The organism is Mesorhizobium helmanticense (genome assembly GCF_003034915.1).
GTDB lineage: Bacteria > Pseudomonadota > Alphaproteobacteria > Rhizobiales > Rhizobiaceae > Mesorhizobium > Mesorhizobium helmanticense.
The window spans coordinates 139010-162486 of record NZ_PZJX01000018.1; the positions used below are offsets into that span (position 1 = coordinate 139010).

Annotated in this window: 22 protein-coding genes; 19 read left to right on the plus strand and 3 right to left on the minus strand. The window is 63.6% G+C overall.

All coding sequences use genetic code 11. From position 1 onward, the window contains the following. The first annotated feature begins 58 nt into the window (after positions 1 to 58). Positions 59 to 1159: a lactonase family protein gene (locus C9427_RS08320; protein WP_107648649.1), complete on the plus strand. Its 1101-nt coding sequence runs from the start codon at positions 59 to 61 to the stop codon at positions 1157 to 1159. A 36-nt stretch (positions 1160 to 1195) separates the two neighbouring features. Here C9427_RS08320 and C9427_RS08325 read toward each other — a convergent pair whose 3' ends face one another. After that, the gene (locus tag C9427_RS08325) at positions 1196 to 2473 is read right to left on the minus strand and encodes an MgtC/SapB family protein (RefSeq protein WP_107648650.1); all 1278 of its coding nucleotides are present in this window, start codon (positions 2471 to 2473) and stop codon (positions 1196 to 1198) included. A gap of 166 nt (positions 2474 to 2639) precedes the next feature. Beyond that, entirely contained in the window at positions 2640 to 3320 is a 681-nt protein-coding gene (locus C9427_RS08335; RefSeq protein WP_107648651.1) for a GntR family transcriptional regulator, read from the minus strand. A 316-nt stretch (positions 3321 to 3636) separates the two neighbouring features. Between C9427_RS08335 and C9427_RS08340 the strand changes: the two genes are divergently transcribed. From C9427_RS08340 to C9427_RS08370, 7 genes are all read left to right on the plus strand, one after another. Continuing rightward, complete coding sequence (locus C9427_RS08340) at positions 3637 to 4764, plus strand: sugar ABC transporter substrate-binding protein (RefSeq protein ID WP_107648748.1); 1128 nt, start codon at positions 3637 to 3639, stop codon at positions 4762 to 4764. 147 nt (positions 4765 to 4911) lie between these two features. Continuing rightward, positions 4912 to 6444, plus strand: coding sequence for a sugar ABC transporter ATP-binding protein (locus C9427_RS08345; RefSeq protein ID WP_107648652.1), 1533 nt, complete (start codon positions 4912 to 4914; stop codon positions 6442 to 6444). Next, positions 6441 to 8522, plus strand: a complete 2082-nt coding sequence (locus C9427_RS08350) for an ABC transporter permease subunit (protein ID WP_107648653.1) — start codon at positions 6441 to 6443, stop codon at positions 8520 to 8522. Before C9427_RS08345 ends, C9427_RS08350 begins: the two co-directional genes overlap by 4 nt. Before the next feature lie 13 nt (positions 8523 to 8535). Next, on the plus strand, positions 8536 to 9342 hold the full coding sequence (locus tag C9427_RS08355; RefSeq protein WP_107648749.1) for an SDR family oxidoreductase: 807 nt from the start codon (positions 8536 to 8538) through the stop codon (positions 9340 to 9342). A gap of 11 nt (positions 9343 to 9353) precedes the next feature. Then, entirely contained in the window at positions 9354 to 10301 is a 948-nt protein-coding gene (locus tag C9427_RS08360) for a 3-hydroxyacyl-CoA dehydrogenase (RefSeq protein WP_107648654.1), read from the plus strand. Then, positions 10298 to 11260, plus strand: a complete 963-nt coding sequence (gene kce, locus C9427_RS08365; RefSeq protein WP_107648655.1) for a 3,5-dioxohexanoate:acetyl-CoA acetone transferase — start codon at positions 10298 to 10300, stop codon at positions 11258 to 11260. The genes C9427_RS08360 and kce overlap by 4 nt, the downstream gene beginning before the upstream one ends. A gap of 36 nt (positions 11261 to 11296) precedes the next feature. Next, positions 11297 to 12175: an SMP-30/gluconolactonase/LRE family protein gene (locus C9427_RS08370; RefSeq protein WP_107648656.1), complete on the plus strand. Its 879-nt coding sequence runs from the start codon at positions 11297 to 11299 to the stop codon at positions 12173 to 12175. 33 nt (positions 12176 to 12208) lie between these two features. Here the strand turns inward: C9427_RS08370 and C9427_RS08375 are convergent, their stop codons facing one another. Continuing rightward, a complete protein-coding gene (locus C9427_RS08375; RefSeq protein ID WP_097575002.1) occupies positions 12209 to 13114 on the minus strand; it encodes a LysR family transcriptional regulator in 906 nt (301 codons plus the stop codon). Positions 13115 to 13402: 288 nt separating this feature from the next. Between C9427_RS08375 and C9427_RS08380 the strand changes: the two genes are divergently transcribed. The 11 genes from C9427_RS08380 to C9427_RS08430 all read left to right on the plus strand — a co-directional run bounded on the left by C9427_RS08380 (position 13403) and on the right by C9427_RS08430 (position 23476). Beyond that, positions 13403 to 14209, plus strand: a complete 807-nt coding sequence (locus tag C9427_RS08380; protein ID WP_107648657.1) for a 5-oxoprolinase subunit PxpA — start codon at positions 13403 to 13405, stop codon at positions 14207 to 14209. Further along, positions 14206 to 14448, plus strand: coding sequence for an acetyl-CoA carboxylase (locus C9427_RS08385; RefSeq protein ID WP_107648658.1), 243 nt, complete (start codon positions 14206 to 14208; stop codon positions 14446 to 14448). Before C9427_RS08380 ends, C9427_RS08385 begins: the two co-directional genes overlap by 4 nt. Beyond that, positions 14445 to 15830, plus strand: coding sequence for an acetyl-CoA carboxylase biotin carboxylase subunit (locus C9427_RS08390; RefSeq protein WP_107648659.1), 1386 nt, complete (start codon positions 14445 to 14447; stop codon positions 15828 to 15830). The genes C9427_RS08385 and C9427_RS08390 overlap by 4 nt, the downstream gene beginning before the upstream one ends. Next, entirely contained in the window at positions 15830 to 16705 is an 876-nt protein-coding gene (locus C9427_RS08395; RefSeq protein ID WP_107648660.1) for a 5-oxoprolinase subunit B family protein, read from the plus strand. Before C9427_RS08390 ends, C9427_RS08395 begins: the two co-directional genes overlap by 1 nt. Then, the gene (locus C9427_RS08400) at positions 16695 to 17666 is read left to right on the plus strand and encodes a 5-oxoprolinase subunit C family protein (RefSeq protein WP_107648661.1); all 972 of its coding nucleotides are present in this window, start codon (positions 16695 to 16697) and stop codon (positions 17664 to 17666) included. Before C9427_RS08395 ends, C9427_RS08400 begins: the two co-directional genes overlap by 11 nt. 77 nt (positions 17667 to 17743) lie before the next feature. Beyond that, positions 17744 to 18814: a TMAO reductase system periplasmic protein TorT gene (gene torT, locus C9427_RS08405; protein ID WP_107648662.1), complete on the plus strand. Its 1071-nt coding sequence runs from the start codon at positions 17744 to 17746 to the stop codon at positions 18812 to 18814. Positions 18815 to 18876: 62 nt separating this feature from the next. Further along, complete coding sequence (locus C9427_RS08410) at positions 18877 to 20394, plus strand: sugar ABC transporter ATP-binding protein (RefSeq protein ID WP_208636356.1); 1518 nt, start codon at positions 18877 to 18879, stop codon at positions 20392 to 20394. Next, positions 20391 to 21434 carry an ABC transporter permease gene (locus C9427_RS08415; protein WP_107648663.1) on the plus strand — a complete coding sequence of 348 codons (1044 nt, stop codon included), beginning with the start codon at positions 20391 to 20393 and terminating at the stop codon, positions 21432 to 21434. Before C9427_RS08410 ends, C9427_RS08415 begins: the two co-directional genes overlap by 4 nt. Before the next feature lie 33 nt (positions 21435 to 21467). Then, on the plus strand, positions 21468 to 22070 hold the full coding sequence (locus C9427_RS08420; protein WP_245437029.1) for a biotin transporter BioY: 603 nt from the start codon (positions 21468 to 21470) through the stop codon (positions 22068 to 22070). A gap of 59 nt (positions 22071 to 22129) precedes the next feature. Then, positions 22130 to 22987, plus strand: a complete 858-nt coding sequence (locus C9427_RS08425) for an FAD binding domain-containing protein (protein WP_107648752.1) — start codon at positions 22130 to 22132, stop codon at positions 22985 to 22987. 30 nt (positions 22988 to 23017) lie between these two features. Beyond that, positions 23018 to 23476, plus strand: coding sequence for a (2Fe-2S)-binding protein (locus tag C9427_RS08430; protein ID WP_107648664.1), 459 nt, complete (start codon positions 23018 to 23020; stop codon positions 23474 to 23476). Position 23477: the final 1 nt, after the last annotated feature.

The following is a 23477-nucleotide window of genomic DNA, read 5'->3' on the forward strand; positions in this document are numbered from 1 at the left end:
AGGCGAAATTTTGGCTGTTCCCGCGCGCCGAAGCGCTGGCGGGGCAGGGAGGAAAATCATGCGGAATGCCTGTCTGGTCTTCATCGGTAGCCTGAACCGCGAGGCGCCGTATTTTCAGGGCGCGCGCGGTGTCGGCCTTAGCGTCTACGACTTCAACGAAGAGACGCTGGAAACGCGAAAACTGGCCGAGACCAACGACATCGACAATCCGACATTCCTGTCGGTGACCCCGGACGGCGCACGCATTTACGCCAACTCGGAAGTCTTCACCTGGCGGGAAGGAACGGTCAGCGCCTACAGCTTCGATCGCGCGACCGCTACGCTAAGCTATCTGAACAAGCAGCCTTCGCTGGGCAGCATCACCGCGCACAACACCATCACCCGTGACGGAACGAAGCTTCTGGTGGCGAATTACGGCATGGGCGAGGGTGGACCGGACCGGGCGGTGGCTGTCTATGGTTTCGATAAGAACGGCGCACTGTCGGTGCCGCTGGCCAGCGTATCGCATAAAGGCACCGGCCCGAACGCGGCGCGGCAGGAGCGCTCTCACGCCCACAGCGTGACGGAAACCATTGGCGGTGGAACAGCTGTTGTCGCGGACCTCGGCATCGACCGGCTGGTCTCCTATCGGATCGAGCCGGATGGGAGGCTGAGCAAGCTCGCCGAATCCGCTCTGCCGCCAGGTGCTGGTCCACGCCATCTTGCCTTGCACCCCAACGGACGCTTCGTCTTCGTCATGAACGAACTGGACTCGACCATCGTTTCGATGGCGCTGGACGAAACCAGCGGCAAGCTCTCGATCATCGATGCCAGGCCGGCGGTGCCGGCCGAGGCGCGCGACAGCAACCATTGCGCCGATATCCAGATCGCGCCGGACGGCCGTTTTGTCTATGGTTCCAACCGTGGCCACGACAGCGTCGTCATCATGGCGGTCGACCAGCAGACCGGCGTGCTGAAACTTGTCGGCTATGTTCCTTGCGGCGGCGCGACGCCACGCAATCTGGCGCTGACCCCGTCCGGCGGCGGCCATCTCTTCTCAGCCAACCAGAATGCCGACCGCATTTCGATCTTTGCCCGGGACGTCGACAGTGGCACGCTGATCGACACCGGACGGGCTATCGAGATCGGCACGCCAATGTGCGTCAAGATCGTGCGTTGAGGCGTTTCCTGGGGGTCTGATGGTGCGACCTGGACCTCAAGGAAGAGCCAAGCTCCGGGACAGTTCGATATTTGGCAGCAGCATGGCGCAGTAGCCGGCGGCCGCAGCAGCCACGGTTGCGCCGGCCAGCGGCAACCAGAATTTAACTGGGCCGGCAAACACCGCCAGCGATAGCCGGCCGATCGCATTTGCCGCCAGTGCGGCGAGCACCGCCTGGCCTACGGTCTCGACAGCAACCGAATGCTTGACGAGGCGCAACGCGCTGAGCACCGAGACATCGACATCGAACGTGCCGGCAAGCGCCGAACTCGCCAGCAAGCCGCGTCCGCCGAATTGAGCCGCCAATGCCGCGCTCGCGGTCGCGACAACCGCAAAAAGCAAGGCGAAGAGCAGCAATGGACCCAGTTCGAATGGATTGCGCGTAAGCGCGCCACCTTTTTGATCCCCGCCGACGCGCGCCAGCAGGAATGCGCCGCAGCCCGCGAAGACGAGCGCCGCGGCAATCGCGGGAATGCCGGCTGGGACGAATACGCTTGGCTCGATGAGCAAAACCACCACGCAAACACGCAACAGCGAGACCATCGCTGCCAGCGAAGCCGCCCCTGCCAGCGGCAAGGGATTGCTCGACGATGTCGCGTCGCGGGCAAGTGCCATGGTCACGGCTGTGGAGGAAACGATGGCACCGATGGTCGAACTGACGAGCAGGCCGCGCGTGGTTCCCAGGACGCGGACGGCGACATAGCCGGCGAAGGAAATCGACGCCATCAGCACCGTCAGGAGCCAAACCTCCCAGGGATTGAACCCGCCCCACGGGTCCATCGTCCGGTTTGGCAGCACGGGTAGAACGATCGCCGTCATCACCGCCAGGATCAGGGCCGAACGAAGCTCGACCCAGGTCAGTCGCTTCAGAAGGCCGTGCAGGATCTCGCGACTCGCAAGGACCGCCGCGAGGGCTGCTCCTCCGGCAGAAGCGGCTCGATAGTCGCCGGCGACCGAAAGCGCGCCGAGTGCGAACACGGCAAGGCCCGCGATGACGCTCGTGACGCTAAAATCCTCATCATGCGCTGCCTCGCGCGCCTTGTACCAGGCGAAGATCGCGGCAAAGGCGATGAACCCTCCGACCAGGACGGATACCGCGCCGAGCGCATTGGCCAGCGCTGCCAGAATGCCTCCGAGCAGGCCGGATATGCCGAACGTGCGAATGCCAGCTGTCCGGCTGCGATCGGGCGCGTCCCGCTCACGCCATCCACGCTCCAGCCCGACGAGCAGGCCAATTGCCAGGGCGAGTCCGAGCCGGGTTATGAGCGAATCCATTATGTGCTGCTTTCAAGCCGCGGCCATCCCGGCAATCTCAGGGCGTAAGCAATCTATTCCAGTGCTTGCCGGCTGGACAACTGTTCGATGCGGATCCGGAAGAATACAGGCGGCATGCTGTCGGCAACGGGAGGCATGACCGGCTTCAGGTGCCAGGGTCCAATCCTTATACCAGCAAACCGACCAGCACGTCGAAGGCCGCGTCGATGTCGGCACGGACCGCGGCCCGAACCGCCTCCGCATTCCGGTCGCGCAACGCCGCGAACATCTCCTGATGGTGCTCGTTGGCGGTCGAATAGTTCCCGGAATCGTGCAGCATGTTGAAATAGGGGCTGATCTGCAGCCACAGATTCTCGATGATGTTGAGCATGTTCTCGGAGCCGGCCGCCCGATAGATCGAGAAATGAAAGGCGTAATTGGCCCTGAGGTAGGATTTGACGTCGCCGGCGGCATTGGCCTGTTCGAGCGCATCGAGATGTTGGCGCAGCAGCGCTATGCCGCGGTCGTCCATGCGCTCCGCTGCCCATGCGGCGGCGATCGCTTCGATCTCGTAGCGGACATTCCTGAGGTCGATCAGACGCGCGCGGCTGAGCGCCGGAATGCCGATCGATCGGCCCGAAACCACCATCAGCGCATTGGCGGCGGTCAGCCGCCGCAACGCCTCCCTGACCGGCATCGGGCTGACGCCAAAAGCGTCGGCTAGGCTCTGCACCGTCACCATCTCGCCCGGCACGATGCTGCCGTCGAGGATCAGTTCGGTGACATGGCGATAGACCCTGTCCTGCAGGGTTTCCCTGGACAGGGGAGTGATCTCGACCCCCGGCTTCCTGAATGCCGATCCAGCCATCTCCCGTCAACCTTCCCGCCTAATGCATGTCGCGCAAAAGTGCGCAGCGGTTTTGCGATAACGACATGCACAAAACAACCTGAAGCGCGTCGCATGAGGCCGGACAAACGCGACGCGCTTAGGGCGACGCTACCGCCTGAGTCCGGAATGCAAGGTTCGGATTGCCGCGTCAAGCCGCCTCGAGCACTGGTTTTGATATCAGGCGATTTCATCATTGATCTTTGATCAAATCATGATACGGTCGATGACGTCGAATGACAAGGGTTACGTTTCGTACCCTTGGGAGGCATTCGGTCGTTCGGATTGGGAGGAATACATGGGTATCGGATTGAAAGTCCGGCGGCTCACGCTGCTGGCCGGCATGGCTGCATGCGCTTTTAGCCTGTCCGCCGCGCAGGCGGCTGAAAAGCACAAGATATTTCTCAGCATGAGCTACATCGGCAACGATTGGCAGGCGGAGGCGGCCAACATGGTCAAGGCCGTGGCCGCTCACAAAAGCCTGGTCGACAAGGTCGACCTGCAGGTCCAGGTCGCCGGACCCAACGCGCAGCGCCAGATCCAGCAGATCAACGCAATGGTGCAAAGCGGCGCCAAAGCGATCGTCGTGTACCCGATCTCGCCGACCGCGCTCAATCAGGTCGTGAAAAATGCCTGCGACAAGGGTGTGAAGGTCTTTGCCTACGACGCTGAGATCACCGAGCCTTGCGCTTACAACGTCCATATCGACCAGTTGGAAGCGGGCAGGGTGACCGCCGAATGGCTTGCAAAAAAGCTCAATGGCAAAGGGAACATCATTGCCATCACCGGTGTTCCCGGAACATCCGTCGACGATCAACGGACAAAGGCCGCCAAGGAAGTCTTCGCCAAATATCCCGACATCAAGATCGTCGGCGAGGCTGTCGGCATGTGGAGCCAGGCGGTTGCCCGCACCGAGCTTTCGAAGATACTGGCCACCCGCAACTGGGACGACATCAACGGTTTGTGGATGCAGGTCGGCTGCTTCACCGCCAATTCGATGCAACTCGAGGCCGGCAAGAAGACCAGTGAACTCCTGCCCTGCGCCGGGGAAGGCTCCAATGGTGGCCGTATCCAGATGCTGCCGGAGGGCACCGAGGTCGAAGGTGCGGCTTCCCCCTATGCGCCGCTCGGTGCGCAACGCATTTCCTACGCCTCGCCGCCTTATTCCGGGGCACTCGCCTTGAAGCTGGCCGTCGAAGCGATTGAAGGCAAGGATGTGGCGAAGACCACGATCCTGCCGCTGCCGATTGTCACCAGTGAGACGATCAAGCTGTGCGACGAAGGCAGCTGGGCGGAAATGAAGGCCGGCTGCAACGCCTTCAAGCCGTCGCTGGTCTCGAACCCCGGCTGGTTCGCCTCGATCTTCTCGGACCAGACACCCGAGATCGGCCTCGCCGCTGCTCTCGTCGGACAGCCGGAAGAATAGTGCATGTCGCCCAAAAGTGTGCAGCGGTTTTGGGACAACGACATGCACAAAATAGAGACGTAAAGCCTCCCAAGGCGATCGTGACGATGCACGGAGAATTGCTGTCCGTGCATCGTCGATCTGGACAAGGGCTGGCGATCGAGGCCAATGACAGAATCTCCCGAGCTTCCCGCTGTCGAGATCGACGGCATCAGCAAGGCCTTCGGCCCGACCGTCGCGCTCGACCGCGTGTCGTTTCAGATTGCATCCGGCAGCGTCCATGCGCTGCTGGGAGAAAATGGCGCCGGCAAGTCGACGCTGGTGAAACTCCTGTCGGGACTGGTGCGGCCGAGCGAAGGCCATGTCCGTGTCTTCGGCAAGGAGATCGGTTACGGCGCGCCGCGCGCAGCACACGCGCTGGGCGTGCAGACGGCGTTCCAGGAGATGACCCTGGTGCGCGATCTCACCGTCCTCGACAATATGCTGCTGCCTTACGCTCCCGTCGGCATCTCCGGCCTGATCCGCCGCGCTGCCGCGCGCAAGGCGGTCCGCCGCCACATCGACGATCTCGGCTTTTCCGTCGATCTCGATGCCGAGGTGGGCGATCTCGAGCTTTCGGTGCGCCAGAAGATCGAGATCGCGCGCGCCGTCTATCGCAAGCCGCGCATCCTGCTGCTCGACGAGCCGACCTCGACGCTCGCCGGCCGCGACGTCGACTGGCTGGGCGACATTATCGCCAGGTTGAAAGCGCAAGGCACGACCATCGTCTTCATTACCCATCGCATGCGCGAGGTCCGCGCCTTCTGCGAGACGTTGACGATCCTCAGGAACGGCCGCCACATCGTCACCGCCCCGGTTGCTGACGTCTCGGACGCCGACGTGATCGAAAAGATCATCGGCCGCAGCATCGAGCAGACCTTTCCGCCCAAGCCCGACGATGCGCAGGCTTTCGGGCCGCCGGTTCTGGGCGTGCGCGACTTGAAGGTCGGGCGCAAGCTCGACGGCGTCGGCTTCGACCTGCGCAAGGGCGAGATCCTCGGCGTCGCAGGATTGCAAGGCATGGGCCAGCAGGACCTGTTCCTGGCCTGCTTTGGCATGGCCGAAATCACCCGCGGCGACATCCTGGTCGACGGCCGCAAGGTATGGCTTGGTTCGCCCGCCGATGCATTGCGCCCCAACATGGCGATCGGCCTGGTGCCTGAGGATCGCAAGTCCGAAGGTCTGTTCCTGAAATTGACGGGCAGCGAGAACGCCACGCTGCCCGTGGTGTCGCGCTTTACACGCCTCGGCCTCGTCGATGCCGGGGCCGAGATGCGCTCCGTCGAGGAGGCGTTCGCCACTGTCGAAGTCGACCGTCGCGCGCTGTGGACGCGGGCGGGCGCGTTTTCCGGCGGCAACCAGCAGAAGATCGCCATTGCCAAATGGCTGGTGGCGCAGAGCCGCATCCTGCTTTTGTTCGATCCCACCCGCGGCATCGATGTCGGCACCAAGCACGAACTCTATGTGATGATGCGAAACTATGTGGCCGCTGGCGGCTCGATCCTGCTGCACTCGACCGAGATTCCCGAACTGGTCCATCAATGCGACCGGGTCCTGGTTCTCTATGACGGGCGCATCGCGGCCGAGCTTGAAGGTGATGCTATTACCGAACCCGCCATCATGCGCCCGGCGCTCGGGCATGCCGGGGACGTCGCCGCATGAGCAGCGCCGCACTTTCGTCCCCTGTCTCCAGCGGCGTCGGGCTGCGCCGCGCGCTGGTGCGAAATCGTGGCGCTCTGATCGCCGCGGCTGTCCTTGCGATCCTGCTTTTCATCGTCGACTGGGTCAGTGCCGGGCCGCTCACCTATTTCGACGTGTCGTTCCTGTCGAGCGGTGGCGCGACCTCGGCGCTAGCGGCGATCGGCCAGACCATTGTGATCCTGTCGGGCGGCTTCGACCTGTCCGCCGGCGCGGTGATATCGCTGGTCAATGTCGTGCTGGCATCGAGCATGGACCCGATGGCGACTGGCGCGAGCATCCTCCTGTGGACGGCGGTCGGCATCGGCGTTGGCATGGCGGTGGGCGCCTTCAACGGCTTCTTCATCGCGGTGCTGCGTATGCAGCCCATCGTGGTGACCCTGTCCACCATGTTCATCCTGCAAGGCGTGACGCTGCTGGTGATGGACAAGCCCGGCGGCTTCGTGTCGCCCGATCTCGGCACCTTCTATCTCGGCGACGCGATCACCGGCTGGCTGCCGATGCCGCTGGTGGTGATTGGGATAGTGCTCCTCGCCTGGTTCTGGCTGAAGGGAACCCGCTTCGGCACCGCGCTCTATGCGGTCGGCAGCGATGCGGATTCGGCCGCGGCGGTCGGCATCAACGTCGTGCTCGTGCGCTTCGCCGTCTATGTGATCGCCGGCGGCTGCTACGGTCTTGCCGGCGTGTTCATCAGCGCCCAGACCGGCAGCGGCGATCCGCTGGTCGGCAATCCTCTGCTGCTGTCGATGTTCGCAGCGGTCGTCGTCGGTGGCACGCGTCTCGGCGGCGGGCAGGGCGGCCCGGTGGGCACCGTCTTCGGCGCCTATATCCTGATGATCGTGGTGAATATCCTGCTGGTGCTCAACGTATCGGCCTACTATTCCACCATCGCCGAAGGCACCATACTCGTGCTGGCGGCTCTTGCCGGCTCGATCTCGCATACATCGGTGCTTGCGGTGCAGCTTCGCGCCGCGCGCGCCAGGTTTGCCGCCTGGCGCGCCGGCATATTGCCCTCGCAGCTCGAGCACGCGGATCGGCGTCTCAGGATCGCACGGCCATCGCCTGACCAACGCAGCGAGATGTCGCCGCGCCCCGCTTTCCATCTGCGCAATGCCGAGACGCTGCGCTATGCGCTGCCCGCCTATGTCTGCCTCATCATCATCGTGGTCGTCACGCAGATATGGCTCGGCCGTACCATCCTCAATCCTGGGTACTGGAACTCGCTGCTCGTACTGTCGTCTTTCCTTGCCGTCCTGGCGCTCGGGCAGGGTACCGTCATCCTGACCGGAGGCCTCGACCTCTCCGTGCCGTGGACGATCGGCATTTCCGGCATCATTCTGGCCGGCATGGTCAACGGCTCCGATGCAGCACTCGTCTACGCCTTGCCGACCGTGCTCCTGATCGCTTGCGCCATCGGCTTCGCCAACGGTTTCGGCATCGTCTATCTCGGTATCTCGCCGATCGTCATGACGCTCGCTACCAACGGTATTCTGCAAGGTTGCGCGCTGCTCTATTCGCAAGGAACGCCGGCCGGGTTTTCCTCGCCGATGCTGCGCTGGTTCATGACGGCCAGGCTCGGTCTCGTGACGCCGGTCGTTCTGCTGATGATCGTCTTCGTTGTGGCGGCGGTGCTGCTGCTTGGGCGCACGCCGTTCGGACGCCGGGTTTACGGCATCGGCAACGGCCTGCGCGCGGCGCGATTGTCGGGGATCGGCGTCGAGCGCACGCTGATCCTGGTCTACATGCTCTCAGCCGTCTGCGCCGCGATCGTCGGCATCATGCTGACAGGCTTTTCGGGTCAGGCGAGCCTCGGCATGGGCGACGATTATCTCTTGCCGTCGATCGCCGTGGTGGTGGTCGGCGGTGCACTGATCACTGGCGGGCGCGGCCACTATCTCGGCATGCTCGGCGGCGTTTTGTTGCTGACGGCATTGCAGATGCTGTTGGCCGGCACCACGCTTCCCTATGCCACCAGGGCAATTCTATACGGGCTGGTCGTTCTGGGCGCCGTCATGGCGCTGCGCGAACGGCGACTGCAATGAGAAGGACAGGATGATGAGTGCAAAGGCGCCGGCTTCGGCGGATGAATTTCTGGGTGGGCTGAAAGGGCAGCGCGTGCTGGTGACGGCGGGCGCCGGCGGCATCGGCCTGGCCATCGCCGACACGCTGTCGCGGCTCGGCGCGCGCATCGTGGTGTGCGACGTTTCCGACGAAGCGCTGGCCGCCGCACCCGGCAGGATCGCGCTGGTCGATGCGGTCAAGGCCGACGTCTCGCGCGAGGATGATGTCGACCAGCTGTTCGAGACGGTGCAGGAAAAGCTCGGTGGGCTCGACGCGCTGATCAACAATGCCGGCATCGCTGGGCCGACTGGCGGCGTCGACGAGATCGATCCGGCGGACTGGCGGCGCTGCATCGACGTCTGCCTGACCGGCCAGTTCCTCTGCGCCCGGCGTGCCGTGCCGCTGATCAAGGCGGCGGGCGGCGGTTCGGTCGTGTCGATGTCGTCGGCGGCTGGCCGCCATGGCTACGCGTTCCGTACGCCCTATTCGGCGGCCAAGTTCGGCGTCATCGGCTTCACGCAGAGCCTCGCCAAGGAACTCGGGCCGCACGGCATCAGGGTCAACGCCATCCTGCCCGGCATCATCGAGGGCCCGCGCATCGAAAGCGTCATCGCGGCGCGCGCCAGCCAGGTCGGCATCAGCCATGAGGAGATGACGGGGCGCTATCTCCAGAACATTTCGCTGCGCCGCATGACCAGCCCCTACGACGTCGCCGCGATGGTCGCCTTCCTGCTCTCCGATGCCGGCGTCAACATATCCGGCCAGTCGCTCGGCGTCGACGGCAATGTCGAAACACTCTGAGGAATCGATCGATGGCAAAGGTGGCGATTGTCGGCAGTGGCTTCATCGGGCGGGCCTGGGCGATCAGCTTCGCGCGCGCCGGCCACGATGTACGCATGTGGGACCAGTCGCCGGCCGCGACGGGCGGCGCCCGCGACTATATCGGCGGTGTGCTGGGTGACCTCGCATCGAACGATCTGTTGCGCGGGCAGACGGTCGACGCCGTGCTTGATCGCATCGCCGTCGTCGCGGAGCTCGAGGAGGCGCTGGCCGGGGCCGTCCATATCCAGGAGAACACGCCGGAAAACCTCGAGGTGAAGCGTGAGGTGTTTTCCCTGATCGATACGTTTGCCGGTCCGCAAGCGGTGATCGCCAGTTCCACCTCGGCGCTGCTGCCGTCGAAATTCACCGATCATCTCAAAGGACGTCACCGCTGCCTCGTCGTCCATCCCATCAATCCGCCCTATCTCATCCCGGCGGCCGAGGTCGTGCCGGCGCCATGGACCTCCACCGAGACGGTCGAACGGACCAGCGCCTTCCTCGTCGACGCCGGCCATGCGCCGCTGGTGATGCAGCGCGAGCTCGACGGCTTCATCATGAACCGCCTGCAGGGCGCGCTGCTGGAAGAGGCCTTCCGGCTCGTCGCCGATGGCTATGCCAGCGTCGAGGATGTCGATATCGGGATTCGCGACGGGCTGGCCCTGCGCTGGTCGTTCATGGGCCCGTTCGAGACCATCGACCTCAATGCGCCCGGCGGTGTGCGCGACTATGTCGAGCGCTACCAGACGATCTATTCGAACATCTTCCCGCAGATGCTGCGGCGCGTCGATTGGGCGGGCGAGGTGATGACGACGGTCGAGGCCGACCGCCGCAAGCGCCTGCCACAGGAGAGCCTCGGCGAGCGGCAAGTGTGGCGCGACCGCCGGCTGATGGCACTGGCAGCGCACAAGAAAAAATCGGATCGGGAGTTTGGAAAATGAGAGAGACAAGCCGCAAGCCCGGCGCTGCGCAGACCAGCGGCAAGGTCATCATCACCTGCGCGGTGACGGGGGCGATCCATACGCCGACCATGTCGCCCTATCTGCCGATCACGCCGGACCACATCGCGTCCGAGGCGATTGCCGCGGCCGAGGCGGGCGCTGCGATCCTGCATCTGCATGCGCGCGACCCGGAGACCGGCAAACCCGACCAGACGCCCGAGGCCTTCGCCCGCTTCCTGCCGCGCATCAAGCAAGGCACCAACGCCGCCATCAACATCACTACAGGCGGCAGCCCCTACATGAAGGTCGAGGAGCGCGTGCGGCCCGCCGCCCAGTTCAAGCCGGAAGTCGCCTCGCTCAACATGGGTTCGATCAATTTCGGGCTCTATCATCTCGCCGACAAATACCAGACCTTCAAGTTCGACTGGGAAAAGCAGCATCTGGAAGCGACACGCGACCTCGTCTTCCGCAACTCGTTCAAGGATATCGAGTACATTCTGGCGACCTGCTACGACAATGGCACGCGCTTCGAATTCGAATGCTATGACATCGCCCATCTCTACAACCTCTCCCACTTCGCCGATCGCGGGTTGGTGAAGCCGCCGTTCTTCGTGCAGTCGGTGTTCGGACTGCTCGGCGGCATCGGCACGCATCCCGAAGATGTTGCCCATATGAAGCGTACCGCCGACCGGCTGTTCGGCGACCAGTTCCGTTGGTCGGTGCTGGGCGCCGGCGCCAGCCAGCTTCGTATCGCCGCCCAGTCGGCGGCCCTTGGTGGCAACATCCGCGTCGGGCTGGAGGACAGCCTCTGGGCGGGCAAGGGCAAACTGGCGAAGTCGAACGCCGAACAGGTGCTGCTTGCCCGCAAGATCATCGAGGGGCTCGGTATGGAAGTGGCGACACCCGACGAAGCGCGCGAGATCCTGTCACTGAAGGGCGGCGACAAGGTCGCTTTCTAGCCAATCGCGGCACGGGCACAAACAAAGGAGGACGGCATGAAGATCGAAGTCGTGGTGGACGTGAAGACCACGCTGGGCGAGGGACCCCTGTGGGACGTCGAGCAGCAGCGCCTCTACTGGATCGACAGTTTCGACGGGCGCGTGTTCCGCGCCACCGCCGACGGACGCGAGATACGCTCATGGGACGTGCCGATGAAGATCGGTTCGATGGCGCTGCGCAAGGATGGCAGCGGCGCGGTGGTCTCGCTGCAACGCGGCTTCCATCTGCTCGATTTCGCCTCTGGCGATGTTACCTTGATTCACGATCCGGAACCGGACAAGCCGATGAACCGTCTCAACGACGGCAAGGTCGACCGGCGCGGCCGTTTCTTCGCCGGCTCCATGGACACGATGGAAGAGGGGCCGTCCGGCGGTCTCTACAGGCTCGATCCTGATTTTTCCGTCACCAGGATCGATTCCGGCATCATCTGCTCGAACGGCCCGTGCTGGAGCCCCGACGACCGCACCTTCTATTTCGCCGACACCTGGACTGGCGAGATCTGGGCCTACGACTATGACATTGCTACGGGCGCGGCGACCAACCGGCGCACCTTCACCCGTGTCGATACCAGCCGCGGCGGGGCAGCCGACGGATCGACGGTCGACGCGGAAGGCTTCCTCTGGAATGCGCTGGTCTATGACGGTCGGCTGGTGCGCTATGCGCCCGACGGCAGCATCGATCGCATCATCGACATGCCGGTGAAGAAGATCACCAGCGTCATGTTCGGCGGGCCGAAGCTGGACACCCTCTACGTCACCTCGATGGCCAAGCCGCCGCTGCCACGCTTTCCCGGCGACGGCGTCCTGCGGGGCAGCCTTTTCGCGATCACCGGCCTTGGCGTAACCGGAACACCGGAGCCGAGATTTGGCGGTTGAAATGTTTTTCTCGCCGACACGTTCATACAAGCGCTAGCGACTGTTCGGGATATAGAACGTCTGCCTGAAATAAGACCGAAACGCCTCCATGGCAGGGGTGAACTGGGCGTTGCGGCGCCAGGCCAGGCCGACATCCATCGCCGGAATAGGGTCGCTGGGCACCAGGGTTTCGATGCGCTTGCCTTCCAGTGACCATGGCCGCAAGACCATGTCCGAGAGAATTGCCACACCTTGGCCGTTGGCAACCATCGAGCGCACTGCCTCGACGGACGATGTGCGCAGCGTCACGGACGGCTGATAGGGCGTCTTGCTCCAGTACTTCAGTGAGGTGTGCGCCGCCTCGTCGACAGTCAGCATGATGTACGGCTCTTGCGAGATTTCCTTCAGGCCAACGGATTCCCGCTGCAGCAGATGATGCTTGGATGCGACCCATAGCCGTCGCCGCGAGCCCAGCAGCGTTTCGGTCGTCAGGTCCGGATTGAGCACATTGGAAGTGAGCAGGACGGCAATGTCATAGCGGTTGGACAGAAGGCCCTCCTCGATCGCCTCGCGGTTGAGCTCGAAGAGCTGGATGTCGAGCTTCGGGAAATTGCGCTTCAGCTTCTCCAGATGATTGGGCAGGAAATAGCCGATCACCGTATAGGTGGCCGCCACGGTGAGGCTGCCTTCGAGATTGTTGGCCGGCACGTTCAGGCTGGTCGCTTCCTGCACCTTGTTGAGGATGTCGTAAGCGTGGAACAGGAATTGGCGCCCCGCCGCCGTCAACTCCATGCCCTGGGGGGAGCGGACGAACAGGTCGGCGCCGATCACTCTCTCCAGTTCCTTGATCGCGGTGGTGATCGCAGACTGCGAAATTGCGAGGTCGACCGCCGCCTGCGAGATCTGGCCCTGCTCGGCGGTCGAGACAAAATAGCGGATTTGACGCAGGCTGATGGGCAAGGAAGTAGCTTTCCGTTTATCTGATACTGAAGGCTAGTATCTTCTGGAAATGCGATACGCGCAATTTCTTTGGGCAGCGACTGCCTTTTTGCATCGCAGCAAACGCCTATGCTTCTGGCGGTATCCGGCGCTTTCGCAGCGAGATACATCCAAAATGGGTATCTAAAAATCAGAATATCAAATTCTAAGAATAGAATTTTTCAATGCCGTGTTACCGCGCTAACGTTCAAAAAACAAGAAGACGGGAACCGCGCTGTCGATCAGCGCCTGAATTGCAAAGGGAGCAACGTGCCGGTCACGGTTGTCGACATCAATTGCGATATGGGTGAGGCGTTCGGCCAATGGCGCCTGAGCGAGACCGACGATGCCAGCCTGATGGAGCTGATCAGCTCCGCCAACATCGCCGCCGGCTTCCATGCCGGCGATCCCAATCTCATGGACGCCACCGTGCGGCTTGCGACCCAGCACGGCGTCGGCATCGGCGTCCATCCGGGCTATCGGGATCTGCAGGGTTTCGGCCGCCGCAAGATCAACGGCACCAGCGACGAGATCATCAACGACATCGTCTACCAGATCGGGGCGCTGCGCGAATTTGCCCGCCGTCACGGCGCCAATCTGCAGCACGTCAAGCCGCACGGCGCGCTCTACATGGAGCTTGCCGCCGACGAGGCGCTGTCGCGATCCTTCATCAAGCTGATGCGCACCGTGGCGCCCAACGCCTTCGTCTTCTGCATGGGGATGTCGCAGACCTATCGGACCGCCATCGAAGCTGGTCACCCGGTGATAAGGGAGTTCTACGCCGACCGGGACTATGACCGCTCCGGCTCGATCGTCTTCACGCGACATGTCGGCAAACTCGATCCGGCCGCAATCGCCGACAAGGTCGTGCGCGCCTGTCTCGAAGGCAAGGTCCGCACCGTCGACGGTGTCGATATCGACATTGATTTCGAATCGATCTGCTTTCATTCCGACACGCCGGGTTGCCTGGAGATCGCCGGCAACATGCGTTCCGCGCTGGTCGCGAACGGGATCCGCATCGCGCCGGTGTCGGAAGTATCCGCCCAACAGGCCTATGCCATCAGGGGATCAAAATGAGCAAAGCCGAAATCAAATCGCCGCTGCCCGGCATGTTCTACCGCAGGCCGTCGCCCGACAGCGCGCCGTTCAAGAACGATGGCGACAGCGTTTCCGCCGACGATGTGATCGGCCTCGTCGAGGTGATGAAGTCCTTCCATGAAGTGACGGCCGGCATCGACGGCAAGGCGATCCGCTTCTTGGTCGACGACGCCGACGCAATAATGGCCGGCCAGGCGCTTGCCGAGGTCGAGGCATGACCATCCATTCCGTCCTGGTTGCCAATCGGGGCGAGATCGCGGTGCGGATCATCCGCGCGGCGAAAGCCCTGGGCTTGCGGACCGTCCAGGTGCACAGTCAGGCCGATGCCGGTTCGCTGGCGGTGCAACTGGCCGACGAGGCGATCGACATCGGGCCGCCGGCAGCCAAGAAATCCTATCTCAACGTCGAAGCGGTGATCGCCGCGGCCAAGGCAGCCAAGGTCGACGCCATCCACCCGGGCTACGGTTTCCTGTCGGAGAATGCCGACTTCGCCGAAGCGGTGGTTGCGGCGGGAATGAAGTTTGTCGGCCCGGACGCGGCGGCGATCCGGCTGCTTGGCGACAAGGTCGCGGCGCGCCAGGTGGCGGCCAAGGCCGGCGTGCCGACGGTGCCGGGCAGCGATGGGCGTGTGTCCGACCTCGCCGAGGCGGCGGCGATCGTCTCGCGCATCGGCTTTCCGGTGATGATCAAGGCTGCGGCCGGCGGCGGCGGCAGAGGCATCCGCATCGCGCATTCGCTTGAGGAATTCGAACGCCATTTCCCACAGGCCTCGGCTGAGGCGGCAGCCGCTTTTGGCGATGGCGGCCTCTACATCGAGAAGGTGATCGAAAAGGCGCGCCATATCGAGGTGCAGATCCTCGGCGATGGCACGAATTTCGTCCATTGCTATGAGCGCGAATGCTCGTTGCAACGACGCCGGCAGAAGGTCTGGGAAGAAGCCCCGGCCGTTGGCCTGCCGGCCGACGTGCGCAAACGGCTATGCGACAGCGCCGTCGCCCTGGCGCGCTCGGTCGGCTACAGCGGTGCGGGAACGGTCGAGTATCTCTACGACGACGCCAGCCGCGATTTCTATTTCATCGAAGTCAACACCCGCATCCAGGTCGAGCACCCGGTAACGGAGATGATCATCGGGCTCGATCTCGTCCAGGAGATGCTGCGCATCGCCGGCGGCCAGCCTTTGTCGGTCAGGCAGGAAGATATCGCAATTGTAGGCCACGCGATCGAGTGCCGGATCAATGCCGAGGACCCTTACAAGGGTTTCATGCCCGGTCCGGGCACGGTGGAGACGCTTGCCGTGCCGGAAGGCGAAGGCATCCGCTTCGACACGATGCTCTTTGCCGGCTACGCGGTGCCGCCTTTCTACGATTCGCTTTTGGGAAAGCTGATCGTGCACGGAGCCGATCGCGCCGCCTGCCTGGCGAGACTGCGCACCGCTCTCGCCGGTCTCAAGATATCAGGCATTCCGACGACCGTGCCGCTGCACGAGGCGCTCGCCGCCGATGCCGACGTGGCGGCCGGACGCTTCCACACGCGTTTTCTCGAGAACTGGCTGGAAACGAAATTCGCCGCCCCGCCGAGCGGCACGAGAGAGGTGGCCTGATGCAAAACCGCTATTCATTCGGGGGCGACGAGCATCTCTTCGTCGAGTGCGACGAGAGCATGTCGCTGGAGGCGTTCTTCAAGAGCCTGTCGATGACCAATGCCGTGCGCGACAGCCAGATCAAGGGGGTGACCGAGATCTGCCCGGCCAACGCCTCATTCCAGATCAAGTTCAATCCCGACATCATCCGGCCCGACGATATGCTGCGCGAAGTGCAGGCCATTGAAAGCGCGGCCAGCAAAACCGATCCGGTGATCGCCACCAGGATCATCGAAATCCCGGTGTTCTACCAGGATCCGTGGACACACGAGACGCTGATGCGCTTCCGCGAGCGCCACCAGGATCCCAAGGCCACCGATCTCGAATACGCCGCCCGCATCAACAACTATGCAACCGTCGACGACTTCATCGCCGCCCATGCCGGATCGCCATGGTTCGTGTCGATGGTCGGCTTCGTCGCCGGATTGCCGTTCATGTATCAGATGGTCGACCGGCCGCGGCAGATCCAGGTGCCGAAATACCTCAGGCCGCGCACCGATACGCCAAAACTGACCATCGGCTATGGCGGCTGCTTTTCCTGCATCTATTCGGTGCGCGGCGCCGGCGGCTACCAGATGTTCGGCATCACGCCGATGCCGATCTTCGATCCGGAGCAGAAGACCAGCTACCTCCGCGACTTCATGGTGTTCTTCCGTCCGGGCGACATCGTCAAGTTCAAGCCGATCGGCCGCGAAGAATACGATCACACGGTCGAGCAAGTCGCCGCTGGCCGGTTCACCCCCGCAATCAGCGACGTCACCTTCGACCTGCGCGAATTCCAGAAGGACATCGACGGCTACAACGCCAGGCTGGAGGGCATGATCAATGGCCGTTAAAGTACTCAATCCGGGGCTTTCGACCACGGTTCAGGATCTTGGCCGTCCCGGCTACTTTCACCTTGGCATCCCGATCGGTGGTGCGATGGACCGGCTGGCGCTGCGCGCGGCAAATCTGCTCGTCGGCAATGACGAGGGTGCTGCCGGCCTGGAAGCAGTGTTCGTCGGACCGCATCTCGAATTCACCCGCGACGCGCTGATCGCGGTGACCGGCGCCGACATGCCGATCAAGCTCGACGGCGAGGAAAAGCCGTCCTGGACCGCGCTGAAGGTCAGGGCAGGCCAGGTGCTGAGTTTCGGTTTCCTGCAGACTGGCGCGCGTATCTACATCGCGATTGCCGGCGGCATCGATGTGCCGCTCGCACTTGGCAGCCGCTCGACCTACCCGATCGGGGCGCTGGGCGGCTTCAAGGGCCGCGCCATCGCCAAGGACGACAAACTGCCCGTCGGTAATGCCGCCGGCAGCAAGGAAGGGCGCAGCATTCCGGAAGCGCTGCGCCGGCGACCGGGAATGCCGGCCGAACTGCGGGTCCTGCCTGGCCTCTACTGGCACCGTGTCACCGAGGAGACGCACCGGAACTTCTTCGATGATCAGTGGAAGGTGGCGCCCGAGGCCGACCGTATGGGCTATCGCTTCCGCGGCGGCCGGCCGTTGCAATTCGTCGAGCGCGACCAGCCCTTCGGGGCCGGCTCGGACCCGTCGAATATCGTTGACAGCTGCTACCCCTACGGCTCGATCCAGGTGCCGGGCGGCACCGAGCCGATCATCCTGCACCGCGATGCGGTCTCTGGCGGCGGCTACTTCATGATCGGCACGGTCGTTTCGGCCGACATGGACCTGATCGGCCAGTTGCAGCCGAACACGCCCACCAGATTCGTCAAGGTCGACATGGACGGCGCCCTGAAAGCCCGCGCCGACCGGGCAGCATTGCTCGACAGGATCAGGAGCGTTTTCGCCTGAGGGAAGGCAACTGACATTTGGGTAAGTGCGGCCGAACCGTCGGAAGGCGGCGGCCGATAACAAGAAAGGGGAATGACATGAGAAATCTCAAAAAAATGATGCTAGTGACGGCGGCAGCCTTGATCGTCGGGGGCGCCGCTTACGCCGCCGACTGGTCGCCCTATGACGCCGAGAAGATCGAACCGCCCTTCGCCGCCGATGGCAAGCCGATGGACGTCTCCTACGTGGCGCTGGATAAGGCTTCGCAACCGTGGAAGATCTGCGTTTCATTCCCGCACATGAAGGACGCCTACTGGCTGGGCGTCGACTATGGCGTTGCCGAGGAAGCCAAGCGTCTCGGCGTGAAGATGAATCTGGTCGAGGCCGGCGGTTACACCGAGCTCAACAAACAGATCTCGCAGATCGAGGACTGCGTGGCGAGCGGCGCGCAGGCCGTCGTCATCGGCGCGATCTCCTTCGACGGCCTCAACAATCTCGTCTCCGAGATCCACAAGAAGGGTATCCCGGTCATCGACGTCATCAACGGCATCTCATCGCCGGATGTGTCGGCGAAGTCGCTGGTCTCGTTCTACACGATGGGATCCTCGGCCGGCGAATATTTGGCCAAGAAACATCCCGCCGGCAGCGAGGAAGTCGAGGTCGGCTGGTTCCCGGGACCGGCGGGGGCGGGCTGGGTCGAGGCCGCCAACAAGGGCTTCCTCGATGCGGTGAAGGGGTCGGCGGTGAAGGTCCTTGAGCCGAAGTTCGGCGACACCGGCAAGGAAGTGCAGCTCAAGCTCGTCGAGGACGAGCTGCAGGCCAATCCGAAGATCCGCTACATCGCCGGAACCGCGGTCACCGCCGAAGCCGCGCAAGGCATCATTCGTGAGCAAGGGCTGCAAGGCAAGGTGGACCTCCTGGCCTTCTACATGACGCCGGGCGTCTATGAAGGCATCAAGCGCGGCCTCATCCTGGCAGCGCCCGCCGACTCCATGGTCATCCAGGGCCGTATCGCGATCGACCAGGCCGTCCGCATCCTGGAGAAGAAGGAATACATCAAGCATGTCGGCCCCAAGATCTTCGTGGTCGACTCCGCCAACGTCAACGATGTGCCGCAGACCAACATCCTGCCGCCGGAAGGTTACAAACCGGTCTTCAACGTGGAATGATCCGAAACCGGACCGGCCCCGCCCGCGGGGCCGGCCTTCCGGTGGAACCGATGGATGCGCTGATGCCGCCCCCAATGCCGCCTCTTGTCGAGATGACCGGAATTACCAAGACGTTCCTGAGCGTCAAGGCGCTCAGCAATGTCGACTTCCGGCTTCTGCCTGGAGAAGTGCATGTGCTGTTCGGCGAGAACGGCGCGGGCAAGTCGACGCTGATCTCGATATTGTCGGGGGTCTACAAACAGACATCGGGCTCGCTCAGGATCGACGGCCAGGAGGTCGAACTGCAATCGGTCCATGATGCGGCGAAATTCGGCATCGGCACCGTGTTCCAGGAGTTCTCGCTGGTGCCGACGCTGCGGGTCTATGAGAATGTCTATCTCGGGCGCGAGCCCAGGCGCGGCCTGTTCCTCGACCGTCGCGCCATGATCGCCGGCGCGCAAAATCTCTTCGACGAACTCGATTTCGAGATCGATGTCAGGCGTCCCGTCTCTGCCCTCTCGCGGGCCGAGCAGCAGATGGTCGAGATCGCCAAGGCTTTCCTGGCCAAGGCGCGCGTCCTGATCCTTGATGAGCCGACGGCATCGCTGACCGAAAAGGAGACGCGCAAACTGTTCGGCTTCATTGCCAGGGCAAGGGCCGAGGGCGTCGGAATCATCTATATTTCCCACCGCATCCAGGAATTCGCCGAGATCGCCGACCAGATCAGCGTGTTGCGCGACGGCAGGATGATCGCCACGGTCTCCGCCAAGGAAACTTCCGAACACGCGCTGGTCGAACTGATGACCGGTCGCGCGATCGACCAGATCTATCCCGAGATCGCGCGCGGCACTGATGGGGAAATCGTGTTGTCCCTGACTGACATCATCAGCGCCGGCGTGCATGGCGTTTCCGTCGACGTGCGCGCCGGCGAAGTTCTCGGCGTCGCCGGTCTCGTCGGCAGCGGCAAGTCGCGGCTCTGGCGCAGCGTGCTTGGCCTCCAGCCGATAAGGGCGGGCCGCGTCATGCTGAAGGGCAGGGACGTGACCGGTAAGGCGACGCGCGAGCTCCTGCGCGGCGGCGTGTTCTACCTGCCGCCCGACCGCAAGACCGAAGGCTTGCAGCTGGCCGCGACGGCGCGCGACAACATCGCGCTATCGTTGCTCGGCCGCGACGATGTCTCGAACCGCATCGGCTTCATCTCGCCGCGCCGCAGCCGCGAACTTGCCGACGGCATCGCCGCGCGCGTCGATATTTCACCATCTTATCTGAACCGCTCCGTATCCAAGCTGTCCGGCGGCAACCAGCAGAAGGTGCTGTTCGGCAAGGGCTTCGCCAAGGAACACGACATCTATATTTTCGACGAGCCGACCGTGGGAGTCGACATGGGTACCAGATCGGCGCTCTACCGGCTCATCAAGGAAATCGCCGAGGCCGGCAAGGCCGTCGTGGTCGTCTCGTCCGACCTGACGGAAGTCATGCATCTGGCTCATCGTCTGGTCGTCTTTTCCAAGGGCCGGATCGCCGCCGAGCTGACCGGCGCCGCCATCTCGGAAGAGAACGTCCTCAAACACTTCTTCGCTGATACGAGGGTACCGGCATGACCGTCTCCCAAGGCTCTCCGGTTCTGACCGACACCGAAGCGCCGAAACGAAATCTTGTGCTGGCGGCCATCCGCGGCCTGTTCCTGAGGGTCGGCGTGCTGCCGTTCTTCCTCGCCGCCACGCTGGTCGTGTTCGCTCTGGTCTCGGCGCAGTTCCTGTCGATCCAGAACCTGACCAATGTCGCGCGCCAGTCGGTCTACCTCGTCCTCGTTTCGCTCGGGCAGATGCTGGTGCTGATCACCGGCGGGTTCGATCTTTCGGTCGGCACGGCGATTGCGCTGACATCGGTCGTGTCGGCGCTCGCCATGGTCGCGCTTGTCGCCGCAATGCCCGACCTCGTCTGGGTGGCGATCATTCTCGGCGCGTTCGCCGGCTTCGGCGCCGCATTGCTTGTCGGCTGCCTCAATGGGCTTGGCGTCGCCCAGTTCGGCGTGTCGCCCTTCATCATGACGCTCGGGCTGCAATCGATCGGCGCGGGCATTGCCCTGTTCCTGACGGGCGGCGTGCCGGTGTCGGGATTGCCGTTTGATTTCGGCAATTTCTTCGGCTTTGGCCGGGTTTTCGGCGTGCCGGTCCCGGTGCTGTTCGCCATCGTCGCCATTATCGTCATGTGGCTGATCATGAACCGCACCATCTTCGGCGCCCATGTCTATGCGGTCGGCGGCAACCTCAAGGCGGCCAATCTGTCTGGGGTCAACACCAGGAAGGTGCTGTTCTTCGCCTACGCCCTTTGTGCGTTGCTTGCCTCGCTTGCCGGCGTGCTGATGACGGCGCGGGTCGAGTCCGGCGAGACCAATCTGGGCGGCACCATCGCGCTTGAATCCATCGCCGCCTGCGTCATTGCCGGCGTGTCGCTGCGCGGCGGCATCGGCCGCGTCGAGAATGTGGTGCTCGGCGCGTTCTTCATCGTGCTTCTCCAGAACGGCATGAACATAGCGCAGATCGGCTCCTACCTGCAGATGGTGCTGCTGGGGTCGCTGCTCGTGCTCGCCGTCATCCTCGATCAGGTCCGCTATCGCATGCTGGTCGGCAGCCGCTGACGGCAATCCGCCCAATCCAGAAAGGAACGAGACATGTCCTCCATGACGCTTTACCCCACACTGGCCGACAGGACTTTCTCCGGGCGCAACGCCGCATTGCGCAATGTCGCACTGGTCGTCGCCGGATCGCTGGCGCTGTGGCTGTCGGCCAAGCTGCAGGTTCCATTCTATCCGGTGCCGATGACCATGCAGACCTTCGTCGTCTTGGTGATCGGAACGGCCTTCGGATGGCGTCTCGGTGCGGCGACGGTGGCGCTTTACCTCGTTGAAGGCGCGCTGGGACTTCCGGTTTTCGCCGGAACGCCGGAAAAGGGCATCGGCCTTGCCTATATGGTCGGCCCGACCGGCGGCTACCTGCTCGGCTATCTGCCCGCCGCGGCATTGTGCGGCTTCCTCGCCAGCTGCGGCTGGGACCGCAGGATTGCGACGATGGCGCTTTCCATGCTTCTGGGGACTGTCGTCATCTACGCCTTCGGTCTGGCCTGGCTTGGCTCCATTGTTGGATGGGACAAGCCGGTTCTTGCCTGGGGACTGTATCCGTTCGTCCTCGGTGACCTGCTCAAGCTCGCGCTTGCCGCGGCGGTGCTGCCGATGGCGTGGCGGCTTTCCGGCGGCCGGCCCGGCGGCAGCCTCTGATCGATATAGCCGGCCCATCGCCGACGGTCTTGCCGGTGCCGCAGGAAGGACTTCGCCGCATGCCAGCCAGCACAGGGCAGTGCCTCTACGTCGCCACGTCCCTCTCTGACGCCGTGGCGGCGCTAGCCGATCGGGGACCGGCCGGCGCACCGCTTGCCGGCGCCACATGGATCATGCGGGCGCCGATCCGGCGTGAAGAGCGACGCTCGTCCTATGTCGGCATCGGCGGGATCGCCGAGTTGTGTGCCGTCGAATTGACGGATGACGAAATCCGCATCGGCGCCTGTGTCACCCATGCCCGCCTGATCGCGGCACTGGCTGGTGCCGAGGGGTGCGACGGCCTGGTCGCTGCCGCGGGCGGAGCCGCAAACCCGGCCGTACGGCAGATGGCGACCGTGGGCGGCAATCTCTGCGCTTCGGACTTTCCAGCTTCCGATCTTTCACCTGCTTTGCTGTGCCTCGACGCATCGGTGGAGCTTCGCACGCCGGGCGGTCGGGAGCGCATGCCGGTCGGCCGCCTGCTGGATGTCCGCTGCACGCTCGAACCGGGAACACTGGTGACCGGCGTGGTGATCGCGCGCAAGTCCCTGCGGACCGGCCATGCCCGGCTGCCGTTGCGCAAGGCCGGCGACTACCCCGTGGCGATCGTCAGCATGGCTGCCGCGCTCGGGTCGGATGGCCTGGTCGAAGATATCAAGGTGGCGGTGGGTTCCGTCGAAGCTTCGGCACGGCGCTGGCCGCAATTGGAGGAGCAGCTTTTGGGGCGTCCGCTGGACCCGGCCAGGGCGCACGAACTGGCCAAGGCCGGCGCAGGCGTCTTCGCCGGGCGTGAGAGCGTCGAAGCGCCGGGATGGTATCGGGTGCAGGTCCTGCCGACCCTGGTGCGGCGGGCGGCGCAAGCCGCTCTTGCGGGGTAGCAGTACGAACGAACTTGAAAGCGAACGGCCATGCCGACAAACCTGGTGATAAATGGCGAAGACCGGATCTCGTCTCGCGGTTCGATGACGCCGCTCATCGATGTGCTGCGCGATGAGTTCTTTCTTACCGGCGCGAAGGTGGCGTGCCGGGAAGGGATCTGTGGCGCATGCACCGTGCATCTCGACGGCCGGCCGGTCGTGTCCTGCCTGGTGCCGCTCGGCACGGTCGAGGGGCGGGACGTGCGCACCGTCGAGTCGCTCGCGGTTGCCGGCGAGCCGTCACCTCTGCAACTGATCATGGAGGAGCACGACGTCGTCCAATGTGGCATGTGCTTTCCCGGCATCCTGATGGTGCTCACGAGTTTCTTCCAAGAGCGCCCGCACGCCGAAAGAGACGAGATCAAGGCGGCGCTCGTCGGCAATATCTGCCGGTGCACAGGCTATGAGCGCCTGGTCGATGCAGCCGTCGCACTGGCAAGGCGGAGTTGAA